13 protein-coding genes are annotated in these 15,569 nt (G+C 43.9%); 10 read left to right on the plus strand and 3 right to left on the minus strand.

The annotated features are described in order from the left end of the window. Positions 1–22: 22 nt before the first annotated feature. The 3 genes from V7K50_RS07375 (at position 23) to V7K50_RS07385 (ending at position 3,710) form a co-directional block, all read left to right on the plus strand. Entirely contained in the window at positions 23–787 is a 765-nt protein-coding gene (locus V7K50_RS07375) for an energy-coupling factor ABC transporter ATP-binding protein (protein ID WP_334958610.1), read from the plus strand. A gap of 130 nt (positions 788–917) precedes the next feature. Beyond that, on the plus strand, positions 918–1,055 hold the full coding sequence (locus V7K50_RS07380) for a hypothetical protein (RefSeq protein ID WP_334958612.1): 138 nt from the start codon (positions 918–920) through the stop codon (positions 1,053–1,055). A 117-nt stretch (positions 1,056–1,172) separates the two neighbouring features. Continuing rightward, positions 1,173–3,710 carry a calcium-binding protein gene (locus V7K50_RS07385; protein ID WP_334958614.1) on the plus strand — a complete coding sequence of 846 codons (2,538 nt, stop codon included), beginning with the start codon at positions 1,173–1,175 and terminating at the stop codon, positions 3,708–3,710. Positions 3,711–3,748: 38 nt separating this feature from the next. Here the strand turns inward: V7K50_RS07385 and V7K50_RS07390 are convergent, their stop codons facing one another. Further along, on the minus strand, positions 3,749–3,898 hold the full coding sequence (locus tag V7K50_RS07390) for a hypothetical protein (protein ID WP_334958616.1): 150 nt from the start codon (positions 3,896–3,898) through the stop codon (positions 3,749–3,751). Positions 3,899–4,095: 197 nt separating this feature from the next. Here V7K50_RS07390 and V7K50_RS07395 point away from each other — a divergent pair, with 197 nt between their 5' ends. From V7K50_RS07395 to V7K50_RS07420, 6 genes are all read left to right on the plus strand, one after another. After that, the gene (locus V7K50_RS07395; RefSeq protein ID WP_334958681.1) at positions 4,096–4,575 is read left to right on the plus strand and encodes a hypothetical protein; all 480 of its coding nucleotides are present in this window, start codon (positions 4,096–4,098) and stop codon (positions 4,573–4,575) included. A gap of 166 nt (positions 4,576–4,741) precedes the next feature. Then, positions 4,742–6,634, plus strand: coding sequence for an iron uptake porin (locus V7K50_RS07400; RefSeq protein ID WP_334958618.1), 1,893 nt, complete (start codon positions 4,742–4,744; stop codon positions 6,632–6,634). Positions 6,635–6,781: 147 nt separating this feature from the next. Further along, positions 6,782–7,813, plus strand: a complete 1,032-nt coding sequence (locus tag V7K50_RS07405) for a hypothetical protein (protein WP_334958619.1) — start codon at positions 6,782–6,784, stop codon at positions 7,811–7,813. A gap of 555 nt (positions 7,814–8,368) precedes the next feature. After that, complete coding sequence (locus V7K50_RS07410; RefSeq protein ID WP_334958621.1) at positions 8,369–9,031, plus strand: DUF1361 domain-containing protein; 663 nt, start codon at positions 8,369–8,371, stop codon at positions 9,029–9,031. A 148-nt stretch (positions 9,032–9,179) separates the two neighbouring features. Further along, a complete protein-coding gene (locus V7K50_RS07415) occupies positions 9,180–10,280 on the plus strand; it encodes an AAA family ATPase (protein ID WP_334958623.1) in 1,101 nt (366 codons plus the stop codon). Between the two features lie 2 nt (positions 10,281–10,282). Then, positions 10,283–10,966: a DUF4276 family protein gene (locus V7K50_RS07420; protein WP_334958626.1), complete on the plus strand. Its 684-nt coding sequence runs from the start codon at positions 10,283–10,285 to the stop codon at positions 10,964–10,966. Here V7K50_RS07420 and V7K50_RS07425 read toward each other — a convergent pair whose 3' ends face one another. Continuing rightward, positions 10,967–13,309, minus strand: coding sequence for a putative PEP-binding protein (locus V7K50_RS07425; protein WP_334958628.1), 2,343 nt, complete (start codon positions 13,307–13,309; stop codon positions 10,967–10,969). A 275-nt stretch (positions 13,310–13,584) separates the two neighbouring features. Here V7K50_RS07425 and V7K50_RS07430 point away from each other — a divergent pair, with 275 nt between their 5' ends. Further along, positions 13,585–14,043: an MgtC/SapB family protein gene (locus V7K50_RS07430; protein ID WP_334958630.1), complete on the plus strand. Its 459-nt coding sequence runs from the start codon at positions 13,585–13,587 to the stop codon at positions 14,041–14,043. 172 nt (positions 14,044–14,215) lie between these two features. On the opposite strand, the gene V7K50_RS07435 is transcribed toward V7K50_RS07430, so the two are convergent. Beyond that, entirely contained in the window at positions 14,216–15,331 is a 1,116-nt protein-coding gene (locus V7K50_RS07435) for an acyltransferase family protein (RefSeq protein ID WP_334958632.1), read from the minus strand. Positions 15,332–15,569 lie beyond the last annotated feature (238 nt).

Below are 15,569 nucleotides of genomic sequence, written 5' to 3' on the forward strand. Positions count from 1 at the left end.
TTACATATTGAGTTTGTAAATTTTGAAATCATTAACTTCTAATTACCAAACATCAACCAGTAATCCCCACACAGCCGTCGTCGAGGTTGAGAACTTGGTGTATGCCTATTCTCGCCAGTCGCCAGTATTACAACAAATTTCTTTTACCTTGAACAAAGGCGATCGCGTGGCCTTGATGGGAGCAACTGGTTCTGGAAAAAGCACCTTGCTGGAGAACCTGATCGGCTTAAAACAACCACAATCTGGGAAAATTACAATTAATGGTATCCCCGTAGAATCACAAACTTTACCCCAAGTGCGTCGTCAAATTGGCTTTGGGTTCCAAGATGCCAACGACCAACTATTTATGCCGACCATTTTGGAAGATATTACTTTTGGGCCACGCAACTATGGGATGTCAGCAGCAGAAGCAAGCGATCGCGCCCGTCAGTTATTAGCTGATTTTGGTCTAGAACCCTACGCCAATCGTTCCGCCCACGAACTTTCTGGTGGACAAAGACGGCTAGCCGCCCTAGCCTCGATTTTAGCCCTAGAACCGACAATTCTAATTTTGGATGAGCCAACTAACGGTCTTGATCCAGCATGGCGGCGTCATTTGGCAAAAGTATTGTTAAAGTTACCTGTGCAGGTGATATTAATTGCCTCCCATGATCTACATTGGTTAGGCAGAGTTACGCAACGGGCTTTGGTACTGTCTAGTGGTGGCATTCAAATAGACAGTGATATTCAACCACTTTTGCAAGATGGTGCGACTTTAGACCAGTTGGGTTTGCCGATAGATTGGTAATTTCAGATGAGGGAGTTTGTAGAGACGCGATTAATCACGTCTCTACATTAGGAGTTGTTTAGTATCCGCTCAATAAATCGGGGTAGTGGAAAAAAGAAAAAGTGGATAGATGCACATAGCGCCGTATAATATGATGACGCAAAAGCGTATCCGCTCAATAAATCGGGGCGAACTACCAGTTCAGGAACGAGTTTACGCCATTTCAGCCTTGTCACTGAGCGATTTACCCCGGATTATTGAGCGGTTACAAAAACAGTCTAATAAGTAGATGCTGCATTTATTTGAACTACCTATCTAGATTTTCCCCTAGCTGGCAGGGCTAGTCATAGATGAGACCTCTGCCAGCGAATATCTCTGAATCAAACTTATAACCGAGGTGATTGATATGGCAGACATTATTGGAGACAACAAGAATAACACTCTAATTGGCACGTTTGAGAATGACGCTATCCTTGGTCTGGGCGGTGATGATAACCTCTTTGGTCGGGGCGGCAATGATGACCTCTTGGGTGGGGCTGGCAATGACACGCTTAATGGCGAGGACGGCAATGACCTTCTCAATGGTGAGGGGGGCCAGAACACTCTGCTTGGTGGAATCGGCGATGATATCCTCCTTGGTGGATCTGACAATGACCTTCTCCAAGGCGATGAGGGGGACGATCAACTTCTTGGCAGAGGCGGTGACGACACCCTGCTTGGTGGGTTCGGTAATGATGCTTTCCTTGCTGGAACTGGCAATGACCTTCTCGAAGGCGGGTACGGAAATGACCGACTCTCTGGAGAAGACGGTGAAGACCAACTCTTTGGCGGGGAAGGGGTTGACACGCTCAATGGCGGGGCTGGCAATGACCAGCTAGATGGCGAGGCTGGCGATGACATCCTCCTTGGCGGGGCTGGCAATGATATCCTCCTTGGCGGGGATGGCAATGACCGACTCGAAGCAGGGGACGGGGATGACAAAATCTTTGGTGGGACTGGTATTGATACTGCTGACTATTCAAATACCACTGCTAGTGTCACCGTTAACCTAGCGACTGGAACTGCCAGTGGAGGGGCTGGGAATGATGTCCTATTTAATATCGAACAAGTCTTTGGTTCTGGTTTCAACGATTCCCTAACTGGCGGGCGCGGTAATGACACCCTCTTTGGTAGAGGTGGCAATGACCTGCTTGATGGTGGAGTTGGCGATGACGTGCTTGATGGCGAGGAAGGCAACGATATTGTCCGTGGTGGGGCTGGCGATGACACCTTGCGTGGTGGGACTGGCAATAACCAACTCTTGGGTGGATCTGGTGTTGATACTGCTGATTATTTAAATGCCACCGCCGGAGTCACGATTAACCTTGCCACTGGAACCGCTACAGGGCAGGGCAGGAATGATGTCTTGTTGGAGATTGAAAAATTCGTTGGTTCTAGGTTCAATGACACCCTCCTTGGCGGAGCTGGCAATGACTTCTTCCTCAGTGGTGGGGACGGGAATGACTCTGTCAATGGTGGGGCTGGTAATGACCGCCTCTTTGGCGATAACGGCAATGACACCCTCCTTGGCGGGACTAACGACGACTTTATCAATGGCGGGAACGGCAATGACTCCCTGCTTGGCGGTAGCGGCACTGACATCCTGCTTGGTGGGCTTGGCAATGACATTCTGCTTGGTGAGGACGGGAATGACACTCTCATTAGTAGAGAAGGCAATGATACCCTGCTAGGTGGCAGCGGCAATGACATTCTGCTTGGTGGAAGTGACAATGACACTCTCCTTGGTGGAGGCGGGGATGACCAACTCTTTGGTGGAGACGGCGTTGATACTGCTGATTATTTAAATGCCACTGTCGGAGTCACCGTTGACCTTAGCACTGGAACTGCCAGTGGGGGAGATGGAAATGATGACCTGTTCAATATCGAGCAAGTCTTTGGTTCTAGTTTTAGCGACTCCCTGATTGGAGGAGGCAGCAGTGATACCCTCTTTGGCAGAAGCGGCAATGACACCTTGCTTGGTGGGGATGGCGATGACTTTCTTGATGGTCAGGAAGGTAATGACCTCGTCTTGGGCGAGGATGGGAATGACAGCCTGTTTGGCGGGGCTGGCAATGACCAAATCAAAGGAGGAGAAGGCGATGACACCCTCCGTGGCGGGGTCGGCAATGACGCTCTCCTTGGAGATCCTGGAAATGATGTCCTCATAGGCGTTGATACTAACGGTTCTAATTCTCCTGGATTAGGGGAGATTGATACCCTAACTGGAGGTCCTGGGGAAGATCAGTTCTTACTTGGAGATGCTACTAATGTCTTTTATGACGATAACAACAGTGGAAGTAGTGGTTTTGCAGACTACGCTACCATCAGTGGCTTCAACTCCAACGAAGATACAATCCAGCTCAAAGGAACACTGGCAGACTATCGCTTGCAGACTGTGGGAGCCGATACAAGGATATTTCTGGACAACTCAGGAGAGCTAGATGAACTTGTTGGTGTTGTGCAAGCATCGACTCTGAGGCTTGATAGTGACGACTTCCTGTTCTACGAAAAAGAAGATGCTCGACAAGGGACAAACAACACACTAGCCACTGCTGAGAAGCTAGGTACTTTAACATTAGGTTCAGAAGTTAATACCTCTGCTCAACTGGCAGGACTTCCAGGGAACAATCCTGATTTCGACTTTTTCACATTTTCTTTAGCCAACCCAGGAAGTGTGACTATCAGCACGTCGAATTATAACGGTCTCTATCCAGTTCTCGGCCTATTTAATAGTGCCGGGAACTTACAGAGTTCTAGTACTTCTCAATCAATCACCGCTTCACTAGGGGCAGGTACTTACTCCATTTCAGTAAGTGATTATGATTATTTCCCGCAAAATGGCGGGACTTTCAGTTCTGGCTCTTTTAATCCTGGTTCTTATACGCTAGGAATCACTGTAGCCTAAAGACAAATGGTACTAAGAAAAGCGGAAACAGTTGCTAATTAAGAAGTTTGCAGTTGTTTACGTAATTCTTGTCGAAGTTTTGTCATGAAGGGGTAAGCTTTGGGGCGGCGTTTTTGAACTCGTGGTTCCCTGCCTGCGGGACGGTCAGTAACGACTTTGTGAACGATAATTTTGATTGTTCTGCTCATCCATCATTACTATCCGCTCAATAAATCGGGGCAACTACCAGTTCAAGAACGAGTTTACGCCATTTGAGCCTTGTCACTGAGCGATTTACCCCGGATTATTGAGCGGTTACGTTGTTTATGGGGAAGAATTCAGTACAAGTGCCCAATGTCGTAATATTGAATACTATATTGTGGCTTTTATTGCTGTTGGGGTGTTAATGTCTGTTTTACATAAATATACTTTTATTGCTCCTGTTAGCCTGAGCATTGCTTTGTTCGTTACTAGTTGCAGCGAAAATAAAGTTTCCCAATGCCAGCGACTAATTCAAGTTGTGAATACCGGAACTTCTCTGATTGATAAAAATAAAGGAACCCAAGTGATAACTAGCATACAGCTATCTAAAGATTTAGAATTTGTGACTAAATCCATTGGGGAACTGAAGTTAACAGATCCGAAGCTGAAAGAATTTCAAAGCGGTTTTGTCAAGATTTTTCAAAATCTCAGTCAAGCGATCGCTAAGGCAGGTAGGGCGCTGGGTGCAACCAAAACAGCAGAAGCCTCTGTATCTGGCAGAGAAAGAATCCAAAAGGCTAGAGCCGAAATTGATTCAACACTGACAACAGCAGCTACAACTGTTGGCAAGCAGTCAGATACGTTAGTCAATGAAATGAATAAGTATTGTAGCCAACCAGAATAATCCAATTTGGGCATTGGGCATTGAAAAGAGGCAGAGGGGAAAACTCTTCTCCCTGCTCCCTGCTCCGAGTTATAGTAACTTTTATCACTTATTTCTTCAAAAACTTCCTGATATACACCAACTTTCCCTGTCAAAATAAATGTTGGTGAAAGTCAAATGGAATACCATGAGTGATATTATTATACTGATGGCAAGTGTGCTGACAACAGCGCCAATGTCTGTGCTAAATTTACCAGAACAGCCCGTAATTGTGCCAGATAGCACGGTGCAGCAGTCAACACAGGAAAATTTATCTCAAGTTGTCTCACCTGCTGAAATTACACCGCCTGAATTTGTGCAGCCAAGTATAACCAACTTGTTAGCTATCAATAATAAGTACGAAAATATACTTAAAAAAAGTAGAGAGAAAATTCAATTCATAAGTTCGCCTAATTTACTGGAACGAAAATATACTCAACCTGTAACAGAAGTTGCACAGAACCAGGAAAATACAGAAGAATTTTCCCTATCTAGTCATCCCCCAGACTCAGACAACCCAATGTCTCAAGTCACCTCAGTATCACAACTCCATGACGTGCAACCTTCCGACTGGGCTTTTGGTGCTTTGCAGTCTTTAGTAGAACGCTATGGCTGCATTGCTGGATACGCTGATGGGACTTTTCTGGGGAATCGTAGCATCAGCCGTTATGAATTTGCAGCTGGTTTAAATGCTTGCTTGGAGAAGATTAACGATGCGATGCCTGCCGCAGGCATCGCCTACGCTAACAATAAAGTTAATACTGTTAATAATCAAGATTTAATCTTGCTGCAAAGGTTACAGGGCGAGTTCAAAGCAGAGTTGCAGCAATTACAGCAGCGTGTAGAGGCTGTGGGAGAACGAACTAGTGAATTACAAGCAAATAAGTTCTCTACAACTACTAGATTATATGGTCAAGCCATTTTTAGCGTTCAGGGAACCAATAGCCCCAATGTCGATTTGTTTCCCAGAGATGGAGTACCTGAACGCCAGGGAAAAACCAATCTGACTTTCACAAGTAGCGCCCAACTAACCTTAGCAACTTCATTTACAGGGCGAGATTTGCTGCTAACAGGGCTATCGGCGGGTAACTTGGGTTCTAATGCATCCTTGCTATCTACCAATATGGGGCGGTTGGGTTTCGAGTCAAATACAGACAACAATCTAGTTATTAGTGACTTATCTTATCGATTTCTCATCTCGGATCACTTGGGAATTGTCATCGGTACGGCGGGAGTCAACCCCATCAACACCTTTCGTGGTATTAGCCCTTTAGAAGGTTCTAGCGACGGTGCAATTTCTCTATTTGGTCAGCGCAACCCGATTTTAAGTATTGGTAATAGCACTGGTGGTATAGGGTTTGACTGGCAAATTAGCGATCGCATTAGTTTACAAGGCGTTTATAGTGCGGAAATTCCCAGTTTCCCTGGCGACAGCAAGCAGGGCGGACTATTTGGCGGTAGATTTACTACTGGCGCTCAGTTAAGTCTAGCACCCACCAATCACATCGATATCGGCGTACATTATCTTTATTCCCACTCCCCAGATGGTTTATTGGGAAGTGGTATTGGCGATTCTCAACTAATTTCGCCTTTTGCAGATGCTACAGCTTTCAATACCCAAGCAATTGGCGCTACCGTTGCTTGGCGAGTTAACCCTAACTTGCAGTTAGGCGGTTGGGGTGGCTTTACTTCCTCCAAGCCATTAAACTTGTCTGGAAGTGTGGAAACCACAAATTGGATGATGTTCGCGGCTTTTCCCAATTTGCTGCATCCTGGGAATTTAGGGGGCGTTCTCGTAGGACAACCACCCAAAATTACTTCTAGTACTTTACCCGAAGGCTTCAATTTTCCCAACTTTTCTGATGGGGGAACAGCAGGCGGACGTAATGACACATCAATTCATCTAGAATTTTTTTACCGCGCCCAACTGAGCGATAACATCGCCCTGACTCCAGGCTTGTTTGTCATTTTAAATCCCGATCACAATGCTGCTAATGATCCATTAATAGTTGGAGCATTAAGAGCAACTTTCCGGTTTTAATTTTACACTGATGTAAGTGTAATAAAACTCGCTGTTTGTATACTGAGCTATTCAGTATTAGATACTTTCCTAATCCAGTGGGAGCAAGAAAAACTCGTGCGTAAACATACACGTATTTTTTTAGATTATAGAAGGAGCAAATTTTTTATGAAATTAGATTCATTAACTAAATTGGGTTGTGCAGTTGTTAGCAACAGTTGTTTAGCCGCAGTTTTCATTGGTTTAGGTGGAACAAGTGCTTCCGCTCAAATCACAATTCAAAGCACTGGCACATTATCAGGCACTATCCAACTTCCCAGAAATAATCCCAATTTCAATAAAAGCACTACTCGTGTTGATACAGACAACACTGGGACTTACTCGCGGAACTTAGGTACTAATAACAATCCTAATTACGTTCCTGTATACAAGTCAGACTATGTGAAGGTACAAACACGCTCTGATGGTAGTCTGCATTATTTTGTTGACTTTAAAGGCATTCCCATTGTCTCCTTTAATGGCGTTTTAACTTCGCCGATTCTCTCTGGTGGTGAGTTGACACCTTATAAATACCAAGGACAATTGGCAGGAACTACATTTCAAGGAGTAGTTCAAGATGAATTTAATCTCACAAAAGCCTTATACACTGGTACTGTCACCGATCCAAAGACTGGCAACCAGTATCAGGGGACTTTTGAAGTGAGTGGATATGGAGTGCGATATAGCGATGGCAATGGTGGTAAAACCCCCACAGTCTTTGATTTCAAGTCAGATATCCCAGGTTCGCCAAAGGTGACATCCTTGGAAATGACTAACTCTCCCCTAGCGAGAATAACAATTAAAGTACCTGCAACTGCAACTCTCATAACTCCTGCACCAACTACTGGTAGTAGCACACCCACTCCCCCGCCAGTAATTAGCGGTGGTAGTACACCTAATCCCACATCCGCAGTTGATGGTGGTAGTGCGATCGCTCCCTCGACACCCACAACCTACACATCTGGATCGAATTCTCCATTGCTCTCTACTACACCTAATATGGAATTGAGTAACGGTAATTCCGTGGAGGTCAATCAAGTAGTTGTGACCCCTGCAACCCTTGCTCAAACTGCTTGTTTACAGAATTCTGCCAAGAGTTGTACAGGATCGACTTTGACCAAGCAAGCGATCGGTCCCCGTAGTCGAATTTTACTGCGTTAGTTAAGGACTTAGGGGTGGGCATCTCGCCATAGGTGTCAACTTAACGCTAAAAGTGCGGTTGGAAACCGCGTCTACATAGGCAAAACCCGCACTTCGGCAGGCTCAGTGACCGCCTGCGCGGGTTAAAGGCGTCTCGCCCGCCCCTCTTGACAAAAACTTTAGGTCTTTCTGGAACTCTAGCAGGACAAAATGAAATCTATCTAATAGCCACGACACGGGCAAAATTGCAATTAAAAAAGTCTACCAGAAGTCATTCGCAGCGTTTTTGCTGCTCAGACTTCCTTTCGGTGGTAGATTTTACCCTGATGATTTTCTGGCTATACTAGTGATTTAAGCTGATTAATAAATTTCATCCCCCAGCATGAAACATACAAAAACTCTAAATTTTGGACATGAATGAGTGTGTATTTGACTTTTAACTGACACAAAAATACTGTCTGATGTTGGAGAAAACTAATTTTCTTGGGAACTATAAAAAATTGACCAATCAATAATGTTAACACTACCACTACAGAGTGAATCTACATCAATTAAACATCTTCCGAGTAAGCACCTATGAAAGAAGAATTGATAGCCAGAGTCATGCAGGTCTTGCGAATTAATATGAGTTGGATGACTTGGAATTTGTTTCTGGCCTTTATACCTTTAGCTTTGAGTGTATGGCTATTTCGCATGAAGCGCGGTGGCACTTGGCTTTGGTGGCTAGGATTCTTAGTTTTCTATGCTTTCTTACCAAATGCACCATATTTGTTGACTGATGTAATTCACTTAATAGATGATATCCGCACGATTCAATCGGTGTGGATAATTACTTTAGTACTTATTCCTGTGTATTTGCTAGTAATTCTAGGTGGATTTGAAGCTTATGTAATATCGTTAATTAATTGGGGACACTACTTACATCGTATCGGCAAAAGCCAATGGATTTGGCGCTTTGAGTTGATTACCCATTTTCTGTGTGCAATTGGTGTGTATTGGGGACGATTTTTGCGTTTCAACAGTTGGGATTTTATTACTAAACCCGATGCCGTACTAGCTGAAGGTGTTGAGGAAATTCTTGGTAAACAGCCATTGGTGATTATTGCTATCACTTTTGTGATCCTTGTCGGGCTGTACTGGATTATGAAACGAGTGAGTTTGGGTTTTATCAGACAACCAAAAAATGCATATCCGATCAACACACAATCAGCCGATACCAACACCCCAAATGCTCGATGACTAACTGTGTCGAAGCAGGCTTAATAAATCGAAAAAATTGGTTTGTAGTCGCATGGTTAACTGTATCTGCCTCGTCACACCCACTCTAAACGCTCTACTAGAAGTCTAGAGGAAGCAAATACACATTTACGGATTCAGGAGACGACTTTTGAACAAGCTGCAACGATTAACCCTTAATGGATTCAAGTCTATTAAGGCGATGGATCTTGATTTGCGTCCCTTAAATATCTTGATTGGAGCAAACGGAGCAGGCAAAAGCAATCTTATCTCGTTCTTCAAGATGCTTAATGAGATGATGGCCGGACGCTTCCAACAATATATCGGTATGTCGGGGCGTGCTCAGTCCCTCTTGCACTTTGGACCCAAGATAACTCCTCAGATCGAAGCAAAATTGGAGTTTGAAGTCGAAAACGGGGTGGATACCTATCATCTGCGATTATTCCATGCAGCCGGTGATACGCTGATCTTCGCCGATGAGACATTGAGCTTTCTGCAAAAGGGTTGGACATCCCCAAGGATTGACCAGTTGAGTGCAGGGCATCAGGAAACAAAAATTAGTCAAGCAGCAGAGGAAGGTAAACAAACAGCCAGGACGCTCAAATACTTGCTTGATCGTTGCCGTGTATATCACTTTCACGATACATCTTCTACGGCGGGAGTGCGGCAATCCTGTTACGTTGGCGATAACCGATGGCTCATGCCTGATGCCGGAAATTTAGCTGCATTACTTCTGAAATTCCGCGAAGAAAATATTTCAACTTATCAACGTATCATCGGAACAATCCGTTTAATTGCACCATTTTTCCATGACTTTGTTCTTGAGCCAGATGCATCTAGTCGTGTTATTCTGAACTGGCAAGAAAAGGATTCAGATAGCGTATTTGGACCCCATCAATTTTCAGATGGCACTTTACGCGCTATATGTCTTGTAACATTGCTCTTACAGCCAGAGGATGAACTACCAAAACTCATCGTTGTTGATGAGCCAGAATTAGGTCTTCACCCCTATGCTCTAAATGTTCTGGCTGCCTTGTTTAGCAAGGCTTCGCTCCATACGCAAATCCTCATCAGCACCCAATCTAGTTCTTTTTTGGATAATTTTGATCCTGAAGATGTGATTGCGGTAAACCGAGAGGGTAAGGAATCGCAATTTAAGCGGCTTAATCCCACAGTATTAGAAACTTGGCTCGAAGAGTACAGTCTGGGAGAAGTCTGGGAGAAAAATATTATTGGGGGAGGACCACATTAAGGATGCGCCTCTACCTATTTGCTGAAGGACAAACTGAGCAGACATTCGCCGACACTTTGATAAAACCGCACTTAGCTCAACATGAAGTGTTTATGCACTACCCTCGGCTGATCGCTCACGCCAGAAAAAAGGGGAAGGTGCATCGCGGTGGTGGGCGCAATTACGCGCCAATGAAAAATGATATTCTGCGATCGCTCAACGAAGATAGTAATCGTGATGTATTCTTCACTACGATGATTGATTTGTATGCTATCCATCCTGATTTTCCGGGATTGGCTGAAGCTGAGAGTCTGCGCCAAAATTCTGTACAACGGGTCGAATTTCTAGAGCAACGCTTTGCAGAAGATATTAACGATTACCGATTCATCCCGTACATTCAGTTACATGAATATGAGGCATACCTTTTTGCTGATCCAACGTGCTTTGAATACCTTGATGCTAGTCGTACAAAGGAAATTGAGGCTCTCCAGGCGATCGCTAATCAATATGAAACACCTGAGTTGATCAACGACGGACAGGATACAGCTCCGAGTAAACGCATCATCGCTCGGTTTCCTGATTATGGAAGAGCAAAGTCTGCTTTTGGGCCACAGTTGGCTGAACGAATTGGACTAGAAATAATTCGGAGCAGGTGTCCCCACTTCAACATCTGGCTATCACGCCTAGAATCATTGAATGACTCCTAGCTAATGCAGTTTTCGTCGGGCTGCTGCCAAAATTAGGCGTTGTTCAGCACGAGCGATCGCCTGATATGTTCGCTCCACTGCTTCCGGTTCCACGGAAATGGAACTAATACCCCATTCCACCAACTTATCAATAATTTCTGGATAGAGGGCTGGTGCTTGACCACAAATTGAACAAGGTATACCGGCACTTTCAGCCATTTGGATCAGTTGCGCGATCGCACTCATCACCGCCGGATGACGTTCATTAAATACTTTTGCTAGCTGTCCTTGTTCTCGATCCACTCCTAGCAATAATTGAGTCAGGTCGTTTGTACCAATGGAAATTCCGGCTGCACCTGCCTTAACATATTCTGGCAGTAAAAATAGAACACTTGGTACTTCTGCCATCATCCACAATTGAAACTGCGCCACCTCGGTTAAAAGAGCTTGCTCAACTTTGCGACGGCAAAAGACAAATTCTTCCACAGTCCGCACAAAGGGCAACAGTAGGTTGATATTAGTGTAACCAGCTTGCTGCACACTTGCCAAAGCTTGCAGTTCCAGTTCAAATACTGCGGGATTTTGTAAATAGCTAAAAGTGCCGCGTTCACCTAACATCGACTGGGGCGAAGATTCTAAATTATCACTCAACGATGGTAAATCGTGCGATCGCCAATCTAAAGAACGATAAAAAACTGGTCTTGGTGCAAAGGCACGGGCAAACTGCATAATCTGCTCAGACCATAACTCTAATAATTCTGCCTGACGCCCGCCTAAAATCCAACTATTAGGATGTTGCCCGGACAATATATTTAATACCATCAATTCTGAGCGCAACAATCCCACCCCATCCACAGGTAAGCTTCGCACTTGTTCTATTAAAGTGGACTGACTCAAGTTAACCAGCAGTTGGGTAGCAATCATCGGTAGATGAGCAGTAAGAGGCGCATGGGACACTTTCGGCTGATGAGGCGAAAGAAGATTTTCTTCTCTCCCTTTCTCCATCTCCTCCTTTGAGTTTCCTTTGATCCGATAAACTTCTCCTCTGTCGCCATCAAGCAGTAATCGTTCGCCAGTTTGGATTAAAGTTGTGGCAGATGTGGCGTTTACTACTGCTGAAATACTTAATTCTCTAGCTAGAATTGCCGCGTGGCTAGTTAATCCCCCTTGTTCTGTGATAATACCAGCAACTTGTTGGAGTAATGGCAACCAATCAGGTGTAATCGTTGGTACTACTAAGATCACTCCCTTGGGTAGTTGTTCGGGTTTCTGTTGCGAATTAATAATTACCAGGGCAGTGGCTACAACACGTCCCCCAGCTGCCCCTAATCCCCGAATGAAGTGTACGTGGGGAACTATCGATTGGGAAGGACTAACTTGTGTTATGTAGAGCTTGTCAGATATAGTTTGCCTGACGATAGTCCATTTAATGGTAAAGGTTTTACCTAATTCACTCACCAATTGAGTTCCCAGAGCAATTATTTGTTGTAAGTATTCTTCTTGCAAAGAGTACTGTTTTTGTTGGGCTTCTGGAAGTAGATATGTAATCAGACAAGTGTGATCTGGTGTTAGCCCTGAATTAGGCGCGGGTTGCGAAAAAGCTCCAGGCGCGGCATTATCAACACCATAAGCCAGCATTTTATTGCCCATCTGTTGCTCAAGTACAACCCCAGTTTCCGGTTGAATGTAGTAAATATCTGGCTGGACTTCGCCAAGAGCGATCGCAATTCCTAATCCCCAAGTAGCTTCAATTTCCCACCCAGAAGGGTTGACGTTTAGCAAACCACTAGCGATCGCATTTTCAACAGGTTGCACCAAAACTGCCAGATTAATTTGTTGCAGATTAATTCCTGAGTGCTGCCAAGATAATAGACTTCGGGCGCGAAATATCTGGCTCCAGGTCCGCTTGAGAGCCAGTGCGATCGCTTCCGGTTCACATTGGCAAAACACCGACTCCAACAACCCAGATGTATTCTTCATCCCTGGCGTAGCAGTCGATACTGCCAAAGTAGGTCTAAAAATTAAACAGCCAATTTCCCATTCTCTAGCTGCTTGGAAAATTGTATTTACCCACTGCTGGGGCACAGTCGCAGTCAGAATTTCTTGACGTAAGCGACTAGCCACCTGCTGAAGTTGACGCCAATTAGTGACATCCAGGTGTAACGAAGAATGGGGTAAGTCAGCCACTAAGGACTCTGAACTGTTGAGATTTTCGAGAAATTCTTGCAAGATTTCCGCCGAAATGACAAAACCAGGCATCACCGGATAGCCACGTTGAGTAATTTTGCTCAAGTAAAAGGCTTTATCCCCTACTTTGGCGCAGTCTTGTAGTTTAATTTGGTCTAGCCAGTAGAGTTTATCCACTCAATTTGTTACTTGTCAGTTGTCTATTTGTAGCCACGGCTATTTCTTCCTGGTAGGTTATTTCAATCCCCCGGTTTCGCTATGGGGTTAACTCAGCACTCATGAATAGGACTATCAAATTTTTTGCTTCATTTTGCCTCCCTTTCCTAAAACCGGCGGTTTAGTTCTTTGATCGAGTTGTACATGGCAGTATCATATTTAATTATTGAGTGCATGAGTTAAATCTAGCAACTTAAGGTATAATTTGATATCTAAATCATTTTAATAACTAAGCATTGCCAAATACTTACTACCTTACAACTAATGATTGGCTGAATATCAGCTTCCGGCTATGCATTGCATTACTTATTGGAGCAATGATTGGCTTAGAGCGCCAAATTAGCCGCAAACCAGCCGGTTTAAGAACTCATATACTGGTGAGTTTTGGTTCAGCCGTGTTTACCTTGATAATTATGCAAACAGGAGGACTGAAAGCTAGTCCTGATGCACTTAGCCGCGTGATTCAGGGAATTGCAACTGGTGTAGGATTTATCGGTGCTGGAGAAATTGTGCGCCAATCTTCCCAAGAATCACAGCAACTTGAAATTCATGGACTCACCTCAGCAGCCGCTATTTGGGTTTCAGCTGCATTGGGAATTGCTGCCGGCTGTGGTTTATGGCAGTTAGGATTAATTGGTGCTTTCCTGGCTTTTTTGGTTCTCAACGTTTTTAAAAGGTTAGAAAAACGTCAATAGTTTAGGACTTACGCAAACAATAGCTGAAACCCTTATTTTAAGGTAGGGGTAATTCATGAATTGCCCCTACCACGTATAATTTTGCGTAAGTCCTATACCTGCTTGATTACAAATAAAAATATTAACACCGATCTACTTCAAGTTTGAGTAAATGCTGTCTTTATCTGCCAATTTATCTCCGGGATAAATTTTTGCGTAACTGTCCAATTGGAAGTTCTATAAACTGGTAAATCAGATATGCTAATCCAAAAGAAATTAATAGAGAAATTCCTGCTTGGACAAATTTAGGTAATTGGGGTAGATACCTCCAAACAAAGAAAATAACACTGTAATGAACAAGGTACAAAGAGTAAGATAGGGCACCAAGAAAACGCATCCACTTTAGATTTAGCGCCGCAAATAATCCCCAACTGGGAAAGCGAATAGCAGTAATAAAGACTGGATATAAGGCAATTCCCTGTATGGTATAACGAATGGTTTCTCGAAACTCCGATGAGCGAGATAGGCATGAAAAAATAATCAAAATTATTCCTATTGGCAGAAATAAATACTTCCAAAGTTTGTTAGATAAATATTGTGTATCCAGCATTGGATTACCACTGACTGCCAAGGCACAACCAAAGAGAATACTATCTATCCGGGTATCTGTTGAACAAAATACACGTAGTTCAGGTACTCTAAAACCATAAACTAGAACACACCGCCAAAGTAAGACAGCTAAACATAACCCCCAAAAAATTAGCATTTGCCCACGTGAACTCACACGCAGTTTCCGTAGAGCTAGATAAAACACTGGAAAAAGTAAATAGAAGTGTTCTTCGACAGCGAGAGACCAATATACCCAACTACCAGCAGCCATTCCACCACTAAAAAAAATTCCGTAGTAGTTGGTATAGTGAAGAGACTGAGCCAAGAATGCTGGGAGGAGAATTTTTGCCGGAAGTAATTTTAAGAGAGTTAAGCCAGCTCCTAACCCCAAGACTAGATAAAATGACGGCCAAATACGCAGGATTCGTCTTAGATAAAAATGCTTAAAATCAATAGTCTCATAGCGATCGTACTCTTGCCTGAGAAGAGTTGTAATTAAGTAACCACTGAGAAAGAAAAATACTGTTACGCCGAAACTTCCCGGAAAAGTCTTCGCAAGTCCTGTATGGGATAAAAAAACAATTAAGAAAGCAATAATTCTCATTCCATCAAGGGATGGTATGTGCATTTTTGAGTGTGCATTCCCAGAGGATGAAGACTCTAGATTAGCTACAGGCGAAGATGTTAAGGATTCTTCCACAAATCTTTACTCTTTGAGTGTGCGACACAATAGTTTGCATTATATAGTTTGTATCCTATAAATAGAATTATACGGAAGCTGTAAGATACCCTAAGCATACTTAGATGGTTGAAAAAATTAGGTATTGTAGTGGCGTGTCAAGCAAAAAATAGTGCATTAGACGTAGGTTGGGTGGAGCGGAGTGCAACCCAACTGATTATCAGGATGTTGGCTTTGGCAAAGCCTCCAACGCCACTTG

It is taken from the genome of Nostoc sp. (genome assembly GCF_036917135.1).
In the GTDB taxonomy this organism is placed as follows: domain Bacteria; phylum Cyanobacteriota; class Cyanobacteriia; order Cyanobacteriales; family Nostocaceae; genus Nostoc.

What these genes read in the sequence shown, in the direction of transcription:
- V7K50_RS07380 (WP_334958612.1), top strand. Translation starts at nt 918, where the DNA reads ATGATGACGCAAAAGCGTATCCGCTCAATAAATCGGGGCGAACTACCA.
- V7K50_RS07385 (WP_334958614.1), top strand. Translation starts at nt 1,173, where the DNA reads ATGGCAGACATTATTGGAGACAACAAGAATAACACTCTAATTGGCACG.
- V7K50_RS07390 (WP_334958616.1), bottom strand. Translation starts at nt 3,898, where the DNA reads ATGAGCAGAACAATCAAAATTATCGTTCACAAAGTCGTTACTGACCGT.
- V7K50_RS07395 (WP_334958681.1), top strand. Translation starts at nt 4,096, where the DNA reads ATGTCTGTTTTACATAAATATACTTTTATTGCTCCTGTTAGCCTGAGC.
- V7K50_RS07400 (WP_334958618.1), top strand. Translation starts at nt 4,742, where the DNA reads ATGAGTGATATTATTATACTGATGGCAAGTGTGCTGACAACAGCGCCA.
- V7K50_RS07405 (WP_334958619.1), top strand. Translation starts at nt 6,782, where the DNA reads ATGAAATTAGATTCATTAACTAAATTGGGTTGTGCAGTTGTTAGCAAC.
- V7K50_RS07410 (WP_334958621.1), top strand. Translation starts at nt 8,369, where the DNA reads ATGAAAGAAGAATTGATAGCCAGAGTCATGCAGGTCTTGCGAATTAAT.
- V7K50_RS07420 (WP_334958626.1), top strand. Translation starts at nt 10,283, where the DNA reads ATGCGCCTCTACCTATTTGCTGAAGGACAAACTGAGCAGACATTCGCC.